Here is a 15138-nt window from a genome sequence, read left to right as displayed (position 1 = left end):
GCCGAGGCCGAACAAACCCACTACGATCACCACCGCGCCCCCGTCCGGGTCGCTCATCCAACAAACTGAGTCCCCGGACACGCCGGGGCGGTTCAGTCGAAGACGTCGAAGTTCTCGCGGATCCGGGCCGGCGTCACCGACTTGGGGATGACGATGTTGCCCAGCTGGAGGTGCCAGCGCAGGACGACCTGGGCGGGGGACTTGCCGTGGCGGGCGGCCATCTCGCCGATGACGCGCTCGTCGAGGACCGCGCCCTGGGCGAGCGGGCTCCATGCCTCGGTGGCGATCCCGTGCTCGGCGTGGAACGCGCGCAGTTCCGCCTGCTGGAGCCCGGGGTGGAGCTCGATCTGGTTGACGGCGGGGATCAGCTTCGAGCCGTCCGAAAGTCGCGCCAGGTGGTCGGGCTGGAAGTTGGAGACACCGGCCGCGCGGATACGACCCTCCTCGGCGAGGCGCTCCAACGCCCGCCAGGAGTCGCGGTACAGGTCGCGGGCGGGGGTCGGCCAGTGGATCAGGTACAGGTCGACGTAGTCGAGTCCGAGCTTGGCGAGGCCGGCGTCGAAGGCGCGCAGGGTGGAGTCGTACCCCTGGTCGGCGTTCCAGAGCTTCGTGGTGACGAACAGCTCCTCGCGGGGCAGCCCGGAGGCGGCCAGCGCGCGGCCGACGCCGGTCTCGTTGCCGTAGATCGCGGCGGTGTCGATGCTGCGGTAACCGGCCTCCAGCGCGGTGGTGACGGCGGCGGAGGTCTCGTCGTCGGGGACCTGGAAGACACCGAAGCCGAGCTGGGGGATCTCGACGCCGTTGTTCAGCGTGACGGTGGGGACGGAGGGAGCGGTGGGAGCGGTGGGGGCGGTGATGGGGACGCTGCGGTCGGTCGAGGGGGCCATGGTGTGCGGGTCTTCCTTCACGTGGTACGCGGGGTGAGCGTGTAGCGGACGGTCTGGGTAGTGATGAGCCCGTCCCTGAAGACGAAGGTGTCGACGCCGTCCAGGACTTCGTGGGTGGCGCCGGTGGCGGTCCACTGGAGGAACAGGACGTCCCCGGCGAACTGCGGTCTCAGCTGCCACTCGGCATCGGGCAGGTCGGCCAGCAGCCGGCCGATCCCCTCCCGTACGCCCCGGCGCCCGGCGAGGACGCCCTCGGGGGTGAGGAACACGGCGTCCTCGGCGTAGTTCGCGCTGATCAGGTCGAGGTCGCCGGTACCGAGGCGGTCGCCGTGGTCGGCGAAGACCTCCTGCGGGGTACGGGTCATCGGACGAGCTCCGCGAGCGCGGCGGCGGCGAAGCCGTGGTCCTGCTCGGGGGCGCCGCCCCCGACGCCGATCGCCCCGATCAGGCGGCCGTCGCGGTGTACGGGGATGCCGCCGGCGATGAACAACAGCGGCCGGTCGAGCGCCGTGGGCAGCGAGTGGAAGGGCCCCTCGGGCTTGACGAGGTCGACCAGGTCCGCGGTCGGGGCATTGAGCTGGAGCGCGGTGTACGCCTTGCGGGTGCTGGTCTCGCCCGAGATCAGGACCGCCCGGTCGTCGCGGCGGAAGGCCAGCAGGTGCCCGCCGGCATCCAGGACGGTGACGCTGACGGTGACCCCGGCCGCGTCGGCGGCACGGCGGGCGGCGCTGATCAGGACCTCGGCGTCGGCGGTCGTCAGCGGGGTGACTGCGGTGGCGGCGGTGGTGCTCATGGTGCTTCTCCTTGGGAGGTACTGGGGGAGGGGAGGGGGCAGCGGCGCAAGGGGGTACGGGCGCGGGAGTCAGTGGTGCACGGGGGTACGGGTGGGGGCGGCGGCGCTATCGGCAGCTGTGGCTGTGGCTGTGGCTGTGGCTGCGGTTGCCGACGCGGGGGTGCGGCGCTCCAGAGCAGCCGACCAGAACGCGAGGCCCAGGGCCGCGGCGGCGAGGGCGGCGCCGACCCAGTTCGGGGACGTGTAGCCGAGACCGGCGGAGATGACGAGGCCACCGAGCCAGGCGGCGAGCGCGTTGCCGAGGTTGAAGGCGCCGATGTTGACGGCGGAGGCCAGCGTCGGTGCCCCGTGCGCCTGGTCGAGCACCCGCTTCTGCAGCGGCGGCACGGTGGCGAAGCCGAGCGCCCCGACGAGGAGGATGGCGATCGCCGCGAGGGCCTTCTGGTGCGCGAAGACGGTGAACAGCGCGAGGACGACCGCGAGCCCGCCGAGAGTGACGTACAGCATGGGCATCAGCGCGCGGTCGGCGTACCGGCCGCCGATCAGGTTGCCGAGGAACATGCCGACGCCGAAGAGGACGAGCAGCCAGGTGACAGAGCCCTCGGAGTAACCGGCGACGTGCGTCATCATCGGAGCGATATAGGTGATCGCGGCGAAGACTCCGCCGAACCCGAGCACGGTCATCGCCATCGCGAGCAGCACCTGCGGGTTACGGAAGGCAGTCAGCTCGCGACGCAGCCGTGCGCCCTCGGGGCGCGGCGTGGCCGGCACCAGCTTGGCGATGCCGAACAGGCCGACGACGCCGAGCCCGGCGACGATCGCGAACGTGGTGCGCCAGCCGACCGCCTGCCCGATGAACGTGCCCAGCGGCACGCCCACGATGTTGGCGACGGTGAGCCCGGTGAACATCGTGGCGATGGCCCCGGCCTTCTTGTCCGGCGCGACCAGCTCAGCGGCGACGACGGACCCGATCCCGAAGAACGCGCCGTGCGCCAGCGACGCGACCACCCGTCCGGCCAACATCAGCCCGAAACTCGGAGCGACGGCGGACAGCACGTTCCCGAGCACGAACAAGCCCATGAGCAGCATGAGCATCCGCTTCCGGCTCACCTTGGTGCCGAGCACCGTGAGCAGAGGCGCGCCGACGACCACGCCGAGTGCGTATCCCGTGACGAGCAGACCGGCCGTCGGGATCGACACGCCGTAGTCGGCCGCGATCTCGGGCAACAGCCCCATGATCACGAATTCAGTGGTTCCGATCCCGAAGGCCCCGATGGCCAGGGCGAGGAGTGCGAGAGGCATGGGCTCGACCTTCTACGATTACTTGAGTGAGCTCCTTAGGTGCTTCGACAATAGTTGCACACGCGCTATAGATGCAAACGCCGCTAACCCCTGTCCGGTGTGATTACGGGTTCGCCGGGGGCCGCGCTACGGCTGCATCCCGGGCCTGGCGGGTCTGGTGCGCGCACGCCGAAGCGCTGGGTGCGGCGCTGGGCGAGGTCCAGGCGGGGCTGGGGCGAGGGGGCCTGACAGGGCCAGGATCGAGGCGCTGCTGGGGCCCGGACGTGCGCAGCGAGGCCCGGCGGGTGCGGGCAGGGGCGGGGCGTGCCCGCATCGACCCGCTATGGGCCTGGCTGGAGATCCCCTACGCGCCCATTCGGGTCGCCGCTCCCTAAGAACTCCTAACGGAATGAGGCCGGGACAATCTGGTTGTGGCCGAAGTTCTGGTTCAGGACCATGAGCCCTGGCGGGTGAAGCTAGGCAGAACAAAGGGTGCACGGTGGAACTGATCAACCTCTCGGATGGCGACAACGGCTTCCGGGTGCGTGTGCTGGGACGTCGGTCGCCGGGTGTGCTGCATCTTCACGACCGGCTCGACGCAGAGGTCGTGATCACGAGCAGCTTCGTCAGCGGTCGCCTGGCCATGTCCCTGTTCCCTTCCGACCTGGAGGACTGGTCCCGTGCTCTGGATCTCCTCGCCGCAGGTCAGGACATCTGCTGGAGGGACGACGACCACAGCCCTGAGATCAGGATCCAGCCGCACAACGAAGAGCATGGGACTCCCGCTGTCCACGTAGAGGATCCGGGCAGTTCGTGCGTCTCCGTGCTCCTTCCCGTCAACCTCGAAGAAGGTTGGCTCGACGAGCAGCGGAGGCTGCTTGGGCGGGTGCTGAAGGAGTGGCCGAGCGAAGTCCTGCAGTCCTCACCAGGTGTCTATGAGTGGCGCCGTTGAACTGAAGCCGGGCGTCGCCAGCTGATGAGTGGGCATCCGAGCCTGAGGAAGGCTTCGTGGATGCCGTCGCGGATCTCCCAGCGGATCCGCAGGCGGCGGAACCAGTGCAGGTGGGCGAAAGCGTTCTCCACGAACCAGCGTTGGGCACCGAAACCGGAGCCGTGCTCGGCGCCCCGTCGGGCTATCGGCGGTTTCACGCCGAGATCCCAGACCAGCCGGCGGTACTTGTCGTGATCGCGGTCGTGGTCGTGGCCGCGGTCGGCCAACACCACATCTGGTCGGCGGCGGGGCCGGCCGCGCTTGCCCTACACGGGCGGCACGGCCGGGAGCAGCGGGATCAGTTGGGTGAAGTCGTTGCGGTTGCCGCCGGTCAGGGTGGCGGCGAGCGGGATGCCGGTGGCGTCAGTGATCAGGTGGTGCATGCAGGTGATGCCGAGCACGGCGTGATGGACGCCGTTGCCTTTGTGCTGGCAGTCGCGGAGGATCTCCCAGGACTTCATCCGGGCGAAGACGTGCTCGACACGGGCGCGGACCTGCTGGTGGGATTCGTGCGCCAGTACGCGGCGACCAGCATTACCCGATCTTCCAGCGGACGGCTCCATGGCCGGCCTTTGCGAACGGCATCCGCACCCTCGCGCCGCAGAACCGTCGCCGGCTTCCCGCATCCACGCGGACTCAGCCCCGAGAAACGGCTTGGCTCATCCTTGTCGATCTGGAGTACGGAGACATACGGTCCGGACCCTGGACGAGCGGCATCTGTGGAGCAACCCGAGCCCCTGACCGGGCTGTGGCCGTCCTCAACCAGATGCGCGGGAAACCCTTAGGCTCCGTTCTCCCGGGCCGACGCGATAGTCGCCCGTACCACTTCCAGCAGGGCTTCCAGGCCCTGCGCCCGCTGCCATTCCTCGGCCGAGTGGTGCCATGTGTGCTGCGTCGCCCGTGCTTCGGGCGGACCGGCGGAAATCTCGACAGTCCGCCTCCCCTTCCGGTCGGGGCCCGTGACCCGCAGGTCCATGTTCCGGATGTGGAACCGATTCGGACAGCTGCCGAAGATCTCCAGGATCCGGCCGTCGAACGTGTAGAACTCTCTGCCTGCCCTGGCCGTGATCTCGTCGGTCATGGAGTGACGCTATACGCGGGGACTCACGGCTGCCAGGCCCCCGTCCGCAAAACAGGTCCACCACCGCTCCCGCCGCCGGTCAGCCAGCAGGCGCGTCTCCTCGCCCGGCTGGGTCACCGGCGCCCGTGCCTCTGGAGCCGGTCGGCTGGTCCCCCCCGGTCTGGCGGGTGGGCGGCGGCTTCACACGCGCGAAAGACAGCTAGGGCCTGTTGTGAAAGCTTCGGTCCAGCGAGAGAGGGCCGTCCCTCTTCTACTCCGGTCGCATCAGGCATAGATCTTCGCCCCACGCATCCAGCACCGCGCCGTGTCCGGCCTGCCGGGCCACCATCTCAACGTGAGCGAAGAGACGGCGCTGTGTGGAGACGTCGCCTGTGGCCGAGATGAGGTCCACGCTGTCGAGCAGATGTCGCGTATCCCAGCCGGGAAGCGGGAACCGGGCAAGCTCCCACTCCAGGTACTTGTTGTAGGGGCGGGGGCGGTGGTCCATGACAAAGAGCAATTCCAGTAAGAACCTGACGCTCTCGGCGGCGTCGAGCCGGGCTGCGAGGGCATGTCCGTCGCGGGCGTTCTTGAGCGAGCGGTACAGGGAGTTGGCATAGGCATCCAGCCACTCGGCCGCCTCCCGGCATGCCGCAGTGGCGCGGCCTAGCCGTGCGAACCGACATGCTCGCCATCGCGTATCTGGCTGCACTCCACCTGGCTGCCGTCCTTGTCTGGGATCGTCGATGACCAGGCATCACGACGCGCCGTTGAGCGGAGAAACACGGTGGTCCCGGCCTGAAGGCACCCATAGCATCCGCCTATGACCGAAGACATCAGGATTGCACGCGACGAGCACACCGCGGAGGCTGAAAGGGAGCTTTCCTGGCGGTCCAAGTCCGTCGGCCTCGCAGCACTCGACATAGGCGACGCAGAACTCATGCACAGCTGGCGATCCGACCCGGTAGCCGCCCACCAGATGGGCATCTGGCCACGCTCACTCACCGCCGTGCGCGAGCGCATCGAGCGCGACATCGAGGACGACGACCGCGACGACTTCCTCATCCTCCCTCCCGGCAGCACGCCTGTCGGCTACGTCGCACTGACCAGCCAGAACATTGTCAACGGCACAGCCCAGGTCGAGCTGATGCTCGCTGCTCAGCATCGCGGGCACGGTCACGCCACCGCCGCCCTCGACGCTGTGGTGGACCTCGCCTTCGGTGAACTCCCGATGTATCGGCTTACGGCGGAGACCCACACCGACAACGCCCCCGCGCTCGCCGTCCTGGCCAGGTCCGGCTTCACCCAGGAAGGGATCAGCCGCGCCGCCTGCCTCCACCGCGGCCGCCGCCACGACCTCGCCGTGCTCTCCCTGCTCCGCCCCGAGTGGGAAAAGCTGAACCGTCCTCGTGCCTGGGATGCCTGACCCGACAGAGAGCATGTCCAACACTCAGCCCAGTCAGGCGCCACACTCTCCGTCGAGGCAGCTGCGGTGGCAGGACACCCGACTTCGGCCGCGAGAAACACAAGCAGCGCAACGCCGTCGAGCGGTGCATCAACCGCCTCAGGCAGTGGCGCGGCATCGCCACCCACTACGAGAAGACCGCCATCGCCCATCTGGCCGGACTTCATGTCGCGGCCATCCTCATCTGGTCTGCACGATGATCCATGAGGAGCGACATAGGCCACTCGGCTCCTCCTGAGCAGTGACTTCGGCTGGGATGGCTGCGTTGGACTGCCCATGAAGAAGCTCGTGCTCGCCCTCGGGGCGGTACTCCTCGTCGCTTCCCCGGCCGTCGCCGCAACGGCGCCGGTTCCGACGCCGTCGACCGGCACCCACATCCAACTCACCGTCACCCGTGCAACGGACGGCGTGGAGAGCACCAGCTCCGTCTGGCTCGACTGCCCGAGCCGCCGGGGGACGGGCCACCCCCACCGGGAATCGGCCTGTGCCGACGTGTCCGCCGCCGACGGCGACTTCGATCGCCTTCCGGGCCGGACGACCGCCATCTGTTCGAACGACTCCCGGACGACCACCGTGACCGCGCACGGCACCCACGGACTGCGTGAGGTCGACTGGGAGCGTACGTTCACCAACGACTGCGCGCTCACCCTCGCGACGGGCAAGCTCTTCGACTTCTGACCTTGCCGCTGTCCGAACACATGGCTGTGGACCGTGCTGAACCGAACTGGTCAGCCCTGCTGTACCGCCCCGTGTTTGTTGACGAAGCTCCGAGTACCAGCAGATTTTCACCAGTTCCGACAATATTCGGCGGCCTTGAAGATTCGAACGGCTTCCTTCCGGCGGGGCGCCGCCGTTGCGCGTCGCCTGATGGCCCGGAGGGCTGCATCGATCGCGCGTGGCGGCGCCGCAGGCGCGCTCTGTCGGCATGCGGGGCGGCGGGTGTGTACTGGGGGGCTTGCCGCATCGAGGGGGAAGTATGCCGCGAACGCCGGATCCGGGAGTGCCCGAGTCAGCGCACGAGGAGGAGCCCTGGCTGGACAGTCGCGAGGTCGCCGAACTGTGGCCGGTACGTGAGGACTGGCTGCCCGGCGCCGCTGGTCGTGCGGATGTCCGCGTCCGCCGGTTCGGCGGGGAGAGTCGGGGCACGTACGGGGCGGCGCCGACCTATTACCACTATCACCCCGGGGATGTGCGGCGGGCCGCGACGGCTATTGCCGAGGGTCGCGTCGACATCCCCTCGGTCTGGCGCACCGACACTCCCGACGGTCGGCGGGCGGAGTACTGGAGCAGGTTCCGGCTCCGGCTCACCTGTGCGATCTTCCTGGCCCCGCTCCTTCTCGCTGTGGGTTTGGCGGTCTACGCCATGGTGTCCTGAACCCTGAGCCGGCGGGCAGCGGGTCCAGGTCGGCCGGGCGGGTGACTACGTCGCCCGGCGACCGGGGTCCCCGGCCTCCCGGAGCCAGACCGCCGCGACCGGTTGCGTGGTCGCGCCTCCAGGCGCGCGGTGGAGGTGTCGCCTGACAGCTGACGGCGCGTCTGGTGACAGCTCATCCGGTACGAGCCGCTGAACGAATGCTGAGAGGTGGCGCGTCTCGGCGCCTACTGCTTGCTTGAGCAGTCGGTCTCGGTCCAGATCGCCTGGAGGTCGCGGCAGACGAGGGTGACTGTGCCCTCCCAGCAGGCGATTTCGTGGCTGCAGCCGTTTTGGTGGGGAAGGATCTCGTCGAGGATCACGGTTGCGAGGTCTGTTGCTCGGGCGTTGGCATCGAGGTCGGTGGCGTAGCTGGACACGCCCGTGTAGCGGATGACCAGGTCTTGGTCGTGCTTCCAGCAGTTGTGCTGGAACCGGACCTCCATCTCCTCGCCGCCGGCGTCCCGGACGGCCCGAAGAGTCAGGTCCTTGACGCATCGCTTGCTGCGGAAGTCGTAGTGGTCGCTGTCAGTGGCGAAGGAGCGGGCGCCGGGTGGCAGATCACCGGAGATCGAGGGCAGGTGGTCCAAGTAGGGACCCGGGTCCAGGACCCCGGTCAGGTCGCCGACCTGCGCATCGAGATTGACGTACTCCATCGGCCTTCGCCCCCGCTCGTGGCATTCTGCTGGCCGTCGAATCGTGCCATGTGCCGCGCGACCGTCAGGGGCAGGGCGTCGATCGGGGCCGGTCAGAGCCGTGGGGCCGAGGGCGGGGCCCCGAGGGCGTCACGTGGGCACCCCGGCCCGGAGCGGCGGGTTGCTTCCTGGACGTTTTCGCCGGGAAGGTCTTCGCCGCTGCCCGGCTGCTTCCCGTCGGACGGGAGGTAGCCGGGGTGGGCCGGGGTGCCGTTGCGGGTGGGCTACTTGGCGAAGCCGTAGTCCAGGAGCTTCTTGACGTCGGCGGCGCGGTTCGTCTCGGACGGCGAGGCGAGGACGGTACCGATCACCGTCTTGGTGCCGCGGGTGGCGGCGAAGACGAGGCAGTACTTGGCCTGGGGGCCCGAACCGGTCTTGACGCCGATGGCGCCGCTGTAGGTGCTGAGGAGCTTGTTCGTGTTGGTCCAGGACATGTACCGGTAACCGCCGGTCTTCGTGGTCACCTTCTGCGTCGTGGACTTCGTCTTGACGATGGCGCGGAACGTGGAGTTCTTCATCGCACCGCTGGCGATCTTCGTCAGATCGCGCGGAGTCGAGTAGTTCTGCCCACTGCTTATGCCGTCGAACGAGTCGAAGTGGGTGTTCCGCAGGCCGAGCTTCCGCGCCTCGTCGTTCATCTTGCCGATGAAGGACTTGATGCGGGCCGCCCGCGTGGAGCCGGTGCCGAACTTGTCGGCGAGCGCGTAGGCGGCGTCACATCCCGACGGCAGCATGAGGCCGTACAGGAGCTGGCGGACGGTCACCTTGTCGCCGACGATGAGCCGGGCCGAGGAGGCGTTCTTGGCGACGATGTAGTCGCTGTATGCCTTCTGGACCGTGACCTTGGCGTCGAGGTTGAGGTTCGGCTGGGCCAGCACCACCTTCGCGGTCATGATCTTCGTGGTGGAACCGGTCGACCGGCGGGTGTCGCCGGCCTTGCCGTACAGCGTGGTACCCGTCGCGTTGTTCATGACGAAACCGCCCGCGGCGGTGATCGACGGGATGGGCGGCGCGGCGTGAGCCTGGCCGGCGAAGAGGCCACCGGCCAGTACGGCCGAGGCCGTGAGGGAGACAGTCACGGCACTGCGCAGGCCGAGTGTCGAAGTCAGCAAAGTCTTCTGCCCTTGGTAGGAATCGATGTCTTCCGAGTCCACATGGAGCCCGGCGCGCGTTGCGCGGGGCGACCGGCCCAGATTCTGCCGGATCCCGCGACGATGCCGGACATGGACCCGGCGCATACAAGACGCACGACGGGGCTCAAAGGATGCACGGTCGGGCCGTGAACTTTCTCGTGCCTGCGGCGGCGCCTCGGCGGAGTGAGATCGCGTCGCCGCCGATGGGAATCGTCCCCCGGATTCACTCCCCGGATGCCGCTGACCCGCATGGCGTGGTTGACGAGGCCGCGATGCCGGACCTCGCCGGCGTGGACGCGCGCCGCGTCTTCCCGGTGCCAGGGGCTGTGGTGGTACTCGGGGCGTCGAACACCGTGATCATCGCGGATGCCGGCGACGGTCCCGCCGTGAGCGGGGTAGGGAACGGCGACGGCGAACGCAACGAGCTGGACCGTTGCGACCTGTGGATCGAGCCGCCGCTGAGCCGCGAGACGCTGGCCGTGGTCCGGCCCCCGTACGTCCGATTCGGCGTCGTCCCCTTCCCCGGTTGTGGAGGGCCCTTCCTCGCACCCGGCTTTCGTCCCGCCCGTGGTGGTCGATTTCTACCGGCTTGCCGAGAAGCGCCCGGCCATCCTCGGACGGCAGAACTTCATCGAACCCGTGGCCACGCTCGTACCTCGCGGCCACGGAGAACGCGTGGTTGTTTCGACGGTGTGTTCTGGCCCCACTGGAATCCGCCCGGTTTCGCCTGGCCCCACCCCTCGATCGGTGATGTTTCGCGGGTGTCCTGGGACGGAGGCGGTCACGTGCGGATGACGGTCCGCGGCGGCCGGTGGCGTGTGGTCCACGGAGCCTGCCCGGCTGCTTCCCCTGACAGGAATGCGGACAGGCGGGCGCCTTGCTGTCCCGTCCGATGCTGGTCCGCTCGGGTTGAGTTCGATCGCGCCAGGGCTTTCTCAGCTGCTCGCCGTGAGAGGAGTAACCCAGCAGTTAGGCTCTGTTCGAACGGAATCGGGGGACGATGATGGAACAGTGGCCTGAGGGGCCCGCCGCTGACCCGGAGGAGGCTCGGGAGCGCTATGCCTCTGATATGCGGGCGGAGCGCAAAGCTCTGCGAGAAGTGATCAGGGCCGACTTGCCTGCCGCGCACTTCGGCCTGGGAATCGTCATCGTGGCGAGTGCGGTCGTGGGCCTGTTCGCGGGACCCATCGCCGGAGCCGTCGTTGCTGGATCCTTTGCCGCTCTGTTCCTTGTTGCTCTGGTGTTCATGCTCCTTCGGGGCATCCGGGGGCTGGAAGCAGCTCGCCGCACCTATCTCTTCACCTTTGGCTGGGCGAACTGGGTCTAGGAAGGCATAGGTCCGCCGGCATCGGCCTGGACGGCCCGCAGATCGTCTCCCACGTGCCTCCACCGCTGACCAGGCATAACGCTGCCGACATCCCACGTCCTTCGTCAGCGAGGCCCCAGCCGAACTCGCCTCCTATGCCGCGGCTGCTTTGCGCTTGGCGGTGGTGCCGCCGAGGCGGAAAGGCTGGGTGCTGGTCTCGATGGTGTGGGCCCCGAAGGTGAGGCGGTCGACGGTGGCCTGGCAAAGCCGCTTGTCAGTGAAGATCTGGTCCCACTCGGTGAACGGCCTTTCCGACGCCATCGCGATCGCGTGCCGTTCCTCGCGTTCGGTGAAGCCGACGCATGCGATCAGCGCAGTCGGCACTTCGTTCGGCCGCCGGCTGATGACGAACCTCTCGACTCGGCGTGGCGCCCGATCGGCCCGGCGACTGATCTGTTCGGGCATTTTGGAGACGACCACCGGTCCTGGCCGGGGAACCCGTCGGTCCAGGGCCAGTGGCGTGCGAATCTCAGGCATCGGCGGCGGGCGGTCGTGACGAGCTGGGCGGCGGCGGAGAAGAGGCGGAGCCTCATGCGGCGGGGCTCCCACCTGCGGGCTTCGCGGAAAGGGCGAGCATGGGCATCCAGGCCAGCAGGTCCAGGGCGATCTGCACGATCTCCAGCCAGATCTGGTTCTGCGCCGCCTTGTGCAGGGGCAGGTTGCGCAGGCCGGTGGCGCGGGCGTTTCGGATGCGGTCCTCGGCCCGTGCGCGTTGACGGTGTCGCAGTTCGAGGGCAGCGATCGGGACATTGATGGTGTTGGTGGCGAACACGGTGAGCCGCAGCCCGTCGGCATCGGTGAACCGCAACTGTGCTCCGGGGTGAGGGTGTTCTCTGCGGACGATCAGTCGCATGCCCTTCGGCCGGCCTTTGAGGACATCGCCGTCGAGTTCGGCGACACAAGCGCCGTCCCGGATCTCACCTTCCGGTTCGACGGCCGCCGTCCAGGCGGCGGGCGGAACCTTGAGGACGGCCTGGTGAATCTGCTCGGTGATTGTCATGCCGACCGAGTACGACAGCCACCTGCCTCGTTGAGCGAGCCAGGCGACGAACTCGTGGGTGCCGCCGCCGGAATCGGTACGGATCAGCGTCCGGCGTCCGCGCCGGTACTTCTTCGGCAACTGGGCCAAGGCGAGTCGGGCCGTGATGATGTGGTCGGCGGCGGTGTTGCTGCCTGCGTTGCCCGGCCTGAGCAGGCCGGCCACCGGCTCCCCGCTGCCACCGCTTCCGTGATCGACGAAGGCCATCAGCGGATGGTGTCCGAAGGTCTTCTTCCATGTCGCGGTGGCGTCCTGCTTCTCGGAAATGGGCCAGCACCAGCACCCCGTCCAGGTCCACGATCACCTGACCTGTGGCGTCCGGGGCCGCGTCCTTGGCCAGATCCCAGACGTTCTCGCGCGCTTCGGCCCGCGCGGCCCTGATTGCTTGCAGGGCCTTCGGCCCGGCCGCGGCGAGGGTGTCGATGAGACGGGAGACCGTCGGGTCGGAGGCCACCGGACCGAACACGGCCGGCTCGGCCCGAAGCATCCCGACATCCGCGAGGCAGTCCCCGCCCAGCGCGACCGCGAGGGCAACGTCCAGCAGGACCTTGCCTGGATCGTGCACCGCCCGAGGACGCCGCCAAGGTGTCAGCGCCGCCGATACAGCCTGGTCCAGCCCGGCTTTGCGGGCGGTCTCGACCAAGAGCACCGCCCGCCGCCCTCCTACGGGAGACCGGCCCGGAGGCGCTGGGCGATCTTGGATTCGTTGGCCTGAAGAACTGGCGGACCCTCACCAGGGTCCGAATGAAAGGCCGGCACACCACAACGTTGCTGCGGGCTCTCCTCGTACTTCGAGAAGCTGGGATTCATAAGGAGCGAGAGCTGCGGCGCCTGCTCGACAACTAACTTGTTACGACCTAGCGTTGCTCAGTTCCAACGAAATCGGGGGAAGTGTATGACCAACGGGATCCCTCCTTCCAGACGCTCGCCCGGCACACCGGGGCCTCCGCTACCCGACACCACGTCGACTCGCCCGCCTGTACCGGACAGCGCCACACCGAACCAGCCCGCACAACCGGTACCGGCCTCGCCGCCGGAACCCTCACCTACACCGGCCGCCCCCGAACCTCCAGCTGTACCGCCCCCGGACGCGCCGTCTCTCCCAGCCCGGCCGAGCCGTTTCCGCACTCAGATCACCCGCGTCCGAGCCCTGGACCCGGCCAACAAGATCGCTCTGGGAGGGCTGGTTCTGGCCGGCTTGGCCCTTGCGGCGCCTTGGCTCAGCTCCGTTTACGACCGCGTCTTCGCTCAAGAGGCGGTGCTGGTCGACGCCGAACAGCTGAACGGGTACTGCGTGAGCTCCTGGTCCGCTCTCCCCGGCAACGACGATCTGTTGCCCCGGCTGATCGAGGCCGACGACCGGGAGGTTGTGCGCTGGGAGCGCGAGCAGCGGATCGTACAGCGGCAAACATTGCGGGTACTCATCAGTCTGCGCGGCAACACCGACCAGGCAGCGCAGTTGCGTGACGTCACGATTACCGTCGTTCGCCGTGATCCATTGCCGCAGGGGCTACGCCCCGACGGCAGGACGGTGGGATGCGGGAACGGTGACGAACTTCCCCAAGCGGCGGGCGTCAATCTCGATCTGCTCGCGGTCGGCCGGCCCGTGTCACTCAGCACGCTGCGCGGGAAACCCGGGCAGCGTATCGCGGCCAAGGAAGCACTGGACTGGGGCAAGCCTGTGTCCCTGCCGTACTCCCTGAACAACGGGGAGATCTATTCCCTGTTCCTCTTGGGCCGGACCGAGAGCTACGACGTCAGGTGGAAGGCGACATTGACCTGGTGGGACGGCAAGAAGACGAAGTCGGTCGACGTGGACAACGCCGGCCGGCCCTTCCACGTGATAGCCGACCCCGATGAGGCGCCGTGAGCGGCCGGCTCAGGATGACGGCTGTGGCTGCGGTCGTCGCAGTCGTTCACCTTGTCGGTGTGCTTCCCGCGCAGATCCACTGGGCGGAGACGGCGGAGTCCTTCTCGTCCTGGGAAGCCCTGAGGACGCCGACGGTGTCGCCGGTGTGGCGGTTCAACGAGCGCACTGGCATTGAGGGTTGGCTCCTTGAAGGAGTCTGGCTGGCTCTCTTTCTGACGATCCTGTTGTCTGTCACACACACATTCATCGCCCGGATGGGGCCGACCTCACACTCCGGGGCGCGAAGGGCCGTGGTTCTGCCGTTGGTTGCTCCGGTCGCCGCGATGCTGGCTCTTCTGATCAGTAGGCTTCCGGACTTCCTGCGCGTCCAAGAGCCAGAGGGGCACTGGCAGCGCATATTGGTTGACCAGGGACCGGAGCTTCCACGTCTCCTGGAAGACGCCTACGACACCGCCCCGCATGCCCTCCTCCTCGGTACCGCTGCCGCCGCAACCGGCCTGTTGTGTGCTGTGCCCGCCCGGATGCGGTCAGCAGGATTCCCCCGGTCCGCCAAACGGCGGGTGCTACTCCTGCTGTCGGTGCTGCGCGGCCCCCTGCGCACCCTCTGGCCACGGATCGGCGAAACAGTCCTGGCAACCGCAACAGCCACCGCATGCGAACGTCTTCTCACAGTGCCGGCTTTCCACGAATCCTCGGCCCGTGTCCTCGACTCTCTCTGCCAGGTGAACTGTGGGGATGCCGTGGCATCCACCGTGCTGCCGAGGCCGGATACCAGTACAACGCCGACCACGGTCCAGGAGCTTGTGAACGCCGTTCACGTCGAGCCGATGGGGCACCTGTGGTTCACCTGTGCCTTCGCTATCACGTTCTTCATGCTGCGCGCGCACCCCGCGTTCCGCGCCAGACCGCTACGCCCGACCACCCTGTTCGTATTGTTCTGGGCCGCCTACGAGGCCGGCCGACTCGGCAGTGACCTCTACACCACCGAGTACCGGCTCAGCATGTGGGTACCCCAGGGTGCCCTCCAGGGAGAACTCTTCCAGTCCCTGCTCCTAGGCACTGTTTCTTGGATCTCCTGACAGGGGCGGGGTGTTGAGGTCAGGCTGGCTGTATGAGCCGTGGGGATCTGACGAACGCGGAGTGGGAA

The 15138-nt window shown here is 68.1% G+C and carries 14 protein-coding genes and 7 pseudogenes; 9 read left to right on the top strand and 12 right to left on the bottom strand.

The features are described 5' to 3' along the window. Positions 1-95: 95 nt before the first annotated feature. From ACFVZH_RS38825 to ACFVZH_RS38810, 4 genes and pseudogenes are all read right to left on the bottom strand, one after another. A pseudogene (locus ACFVZH_RS38825) lies at positions 96-887 on the bottom strand (aldo/keto reductase); the annotation flags it as partial. Between the two features lie 17 nt (positions 888-904). Continuing rightward, a complete protein-coding gene (locus tag ACFVZH_RS38820) occupies positions 905-1252 on the bottom strand; it encodes a nuclear transport factor 2 family protein (protein WP_384905151.1) in 348 nt (115 codons plus the stop codon). Next, complete coding sequence (locus tag ACFVZH_RS38815; RefSeq protein ID WP_384905149.1) at positions 1249-1680, bottom strand: heme-binding protein; 432 nt, start codon at positions 1678-1680, stop codon at positions 1249-1251. Before ACFVZH_RS38815 ends, ACFVZH_RS38820 begins: the two co-directional genes overlap by 4 nt. 69 nt (positions 1681-1749) lie before the next feature. Next, positions 1750-2982 carry an MFS transporter gene (locus tag ACFVZH_RS38810; protein WP_384905147.1) on the bottom strand — a complete coding sequence of 411 codons (1233 nt, stop codon included), beginning with the start codon at positions 2980-2982 and terminating at the stop codon, positions 1750-1752. Between the two features lie 478 nt (positions 2983-3460). Between ACFVZH_RS38810 and ACFVZH_RS38805 the strand changes: the two genes are divergently transcribed. Further along, complete coding sequence (locus tag ACFVZH_RS38805; RefSeq protein ID WP_384905145.1) at positions 3461-3913, top strand: DUF5959 family protein; 453 nt, start codon at positions 3461-3463, stop codon at positions 3911-3913. Here the strand turns inward: ACFVZH_RS38805 and ACFVZH_RS38800 are convergent. The 4 genes and pseudogenes from ACFVZH_RS38800 to ACFVZH_RS38785 all read right to left on the bottom strand — a co-directional run. Beyond that, positions 3895-4332 (bottom strand): annotated as a pseudogene (locus ACFVZH_RS38800) (transposase); the annotation flags it as partial. The gene ACFVZH_RS38805 and the pseudogene ACFVZH_RS38800 overlap by 19 nt on opposite strands. 89 nt (positions 4333-4421) lie before the next feature. Then, positions 4422-4625 (bottom strand): annotated as a pseudogene (locus ACFVZH_RS38795) (hypothetical protein); the annotation flags it as partial. Positions 4626-4733: 108 nt separating this feature from the next. Further along, a complete protein-coding gene (locus ACFVZH_RS38790) occupies positions 4734-5033 on the bottom strand; it encodes a hypothetical protein (RefSeq protein WP_384905143.1) in 300 nt (99 codons plus the stop codon). Positions 5034-5283: 250 nt separating this feature from the next. Beyond that, positions 5284-5688, bottom strand: a pseudogene (locus tag ACFVZH_RS38785) (hypothetical protein); the annotation flags it as partial. On the opposite strand from ACFVZH_RS38785, the pseudogene ACFVZH_RS38780 reads away from it, so the two are divergent. The 5 genes and pseudogenes from ACFVZH_RS38780 to ACFVZH_RS38760 form a co-directional block, all read left to right on the top strand. Continuing rightward, positions 5661-5762, top strand: a pseudogene (locus ACFVZH_RS38780) (IS5/IS1182 family transposase); the annotation flags it as partial. The pseudogenes ACFVZH_RS38785 and ACFVZH_RS38780 overlap by 28 nt on opposite strands. A gap of 73 nt (positions 5763-5835) precedes the next feature. Further along, the gene (locus tag ACFVZH_RS38775; RefSeq protein ID WP_384905141.1) at positions 5836-6438 is read left to right on the top strand and encodes a GNAT family N-acetyltransferase; all 603 of its coding nucleotides are present in this window, start codon (positions 5836-5838) and stop codon (positions 6436-6438) included. A 41-nt stretch (positions 6439-6479) separates the two neighbouring features. Continuing rightward, positions 6480-6677 (top strand): annotated as a pseudogene (locus tag ACFVZH_RS38770) (IS5/IS1182 family transposase); the annotation flags it as partial. A 76-nt stretch (positions 6678-6753) separates the two neighbouring features. Further along, positions 6754-7155 (top strand): SSI family serine proteinase inhibitor, encoded by a 402-nt coding sequence (locus ACFVZH_RS38765; RefSeq protein WP_384905139.1) that lies wholly within the window; start codon positions 6754-6756, stop codon positions 7153-7155. A 322-nt stretch (positions 7156-7477) separates the two neighbouring features. Next, positions 7478-7852, top strand: coding sequence for a hypothetical protein (locus ACFVZH_RS38760; protein WP_384905138.1), 375 nt, complete (start codon positions 7478-7480; stop codon positions 7850-7852). 224 nt (positions 7853-8076) lie between these two features. Here the strand turns inward: ACFVZH_RS38760 and ACFVZH_RS38755 are convergent, their stop codons facing one another. Together ACFVZH_RS38755 and ACFVZH_RS38750 are read right to left on the bottom strand one after the other, a co-directional pair. Further along, positions 8077-8544, bottom strand: a complete 468-nt coding sequence (locus ACFVZH_RS38755; protein ID WP_384905136.1) for a hypothetical protein — start codon at positions 8542-8544, stop codon at positions 8077-8079. A 263-nt stretch (positions 8545-8807) separates the two neighbouring features. Next, positions 8808-9674, bottom strand: coding sequence for a D-alanyl-D-alanine carboxypeptidase family protein (locus ACFVZH_RS38750; RefSeq protein WP_384905153.1), 867 nt, complete (start codon positions 9672-9674; stop codon positions 8808-8810). Between the two features lie 1042 nt (positions 9675-10716). On the opposite strand from ACFVZH_RS38750, the gene ACFVZH_RS38745 reads away from it, so the two are divergent. Further along, entirely contained in the window at positions 10717-11043 is a 327-nt protein-coding gene (locus ACFVZH_RS38745; RefSeq protein ID WP_384905134.1) for a hypothetical protein, read from the top strand. Positions 11044-11175: 132 nt separating this feature from the next. On the opposite strand, the gene ACFVZH_RS38740 is transcribed toward ACFVZH_RS38745, so the two are convergent. Next, the gene (locus ACFVZH_RS38740) at positions 11176-11487 is read right to left on the bottom strand and encodes an ATP-binding protein (RefSeq protein WP_384905132.1); all 312 of its coding nucleotides are present in this window, start codon (positions 11485-11487) and stop codon (positions 11176-11178) included. A gap of 38 nt (positions 11488-11525) precedes the next feature. Then, positions 11526-12824 (bottom strand): annotated as a pseudogene (locus ACFVZH_RS38735) (IS1380 family transposase); the annotation flags it as partial. Positions 12825-13379: 555 nt separating this feature from the next. Between ACFVZH_RS38735 and ACFVZH_RS38730 the strand changes: the two are divergent. Next, positions 13380-13991, top strand: coding sequence for a hypothetical protein (locus tag ACFVZH_RS38730; RefSeq protein WP_384905130.1), 612 nt, complete (start codon positions 13380-13382; stop codon positions 13989-13991). After that, a complete protein-coding gene (locus ACFVZH_RS38725; RefSeq protein ID WP_384905128.1) occupies positions 13988-15070 on the top strand; it encodes a hypothetical protein in 1083 nt (360 codons plus the stop codon). The genes ACFVZH_RS38730 and ACFVZH_RS38725 overlap by 4 nt, the downstream gene beginning before the upstream one ends. Positions 15071-15138 lie beyond the last annotated feature (68 nt).

The sequence above is a fragment of the Streptomyces sp. NPDC059534 genome (assembly GCF_042743475.1).
GTDB lineage: Bacteria > Actinomycetota > Actinomycetes > Streptomycetales > Streptomycetaceae > Streptomyces.
This window is presented reverse-complemented; position numbering and strand designations above follow the sequence as displayed.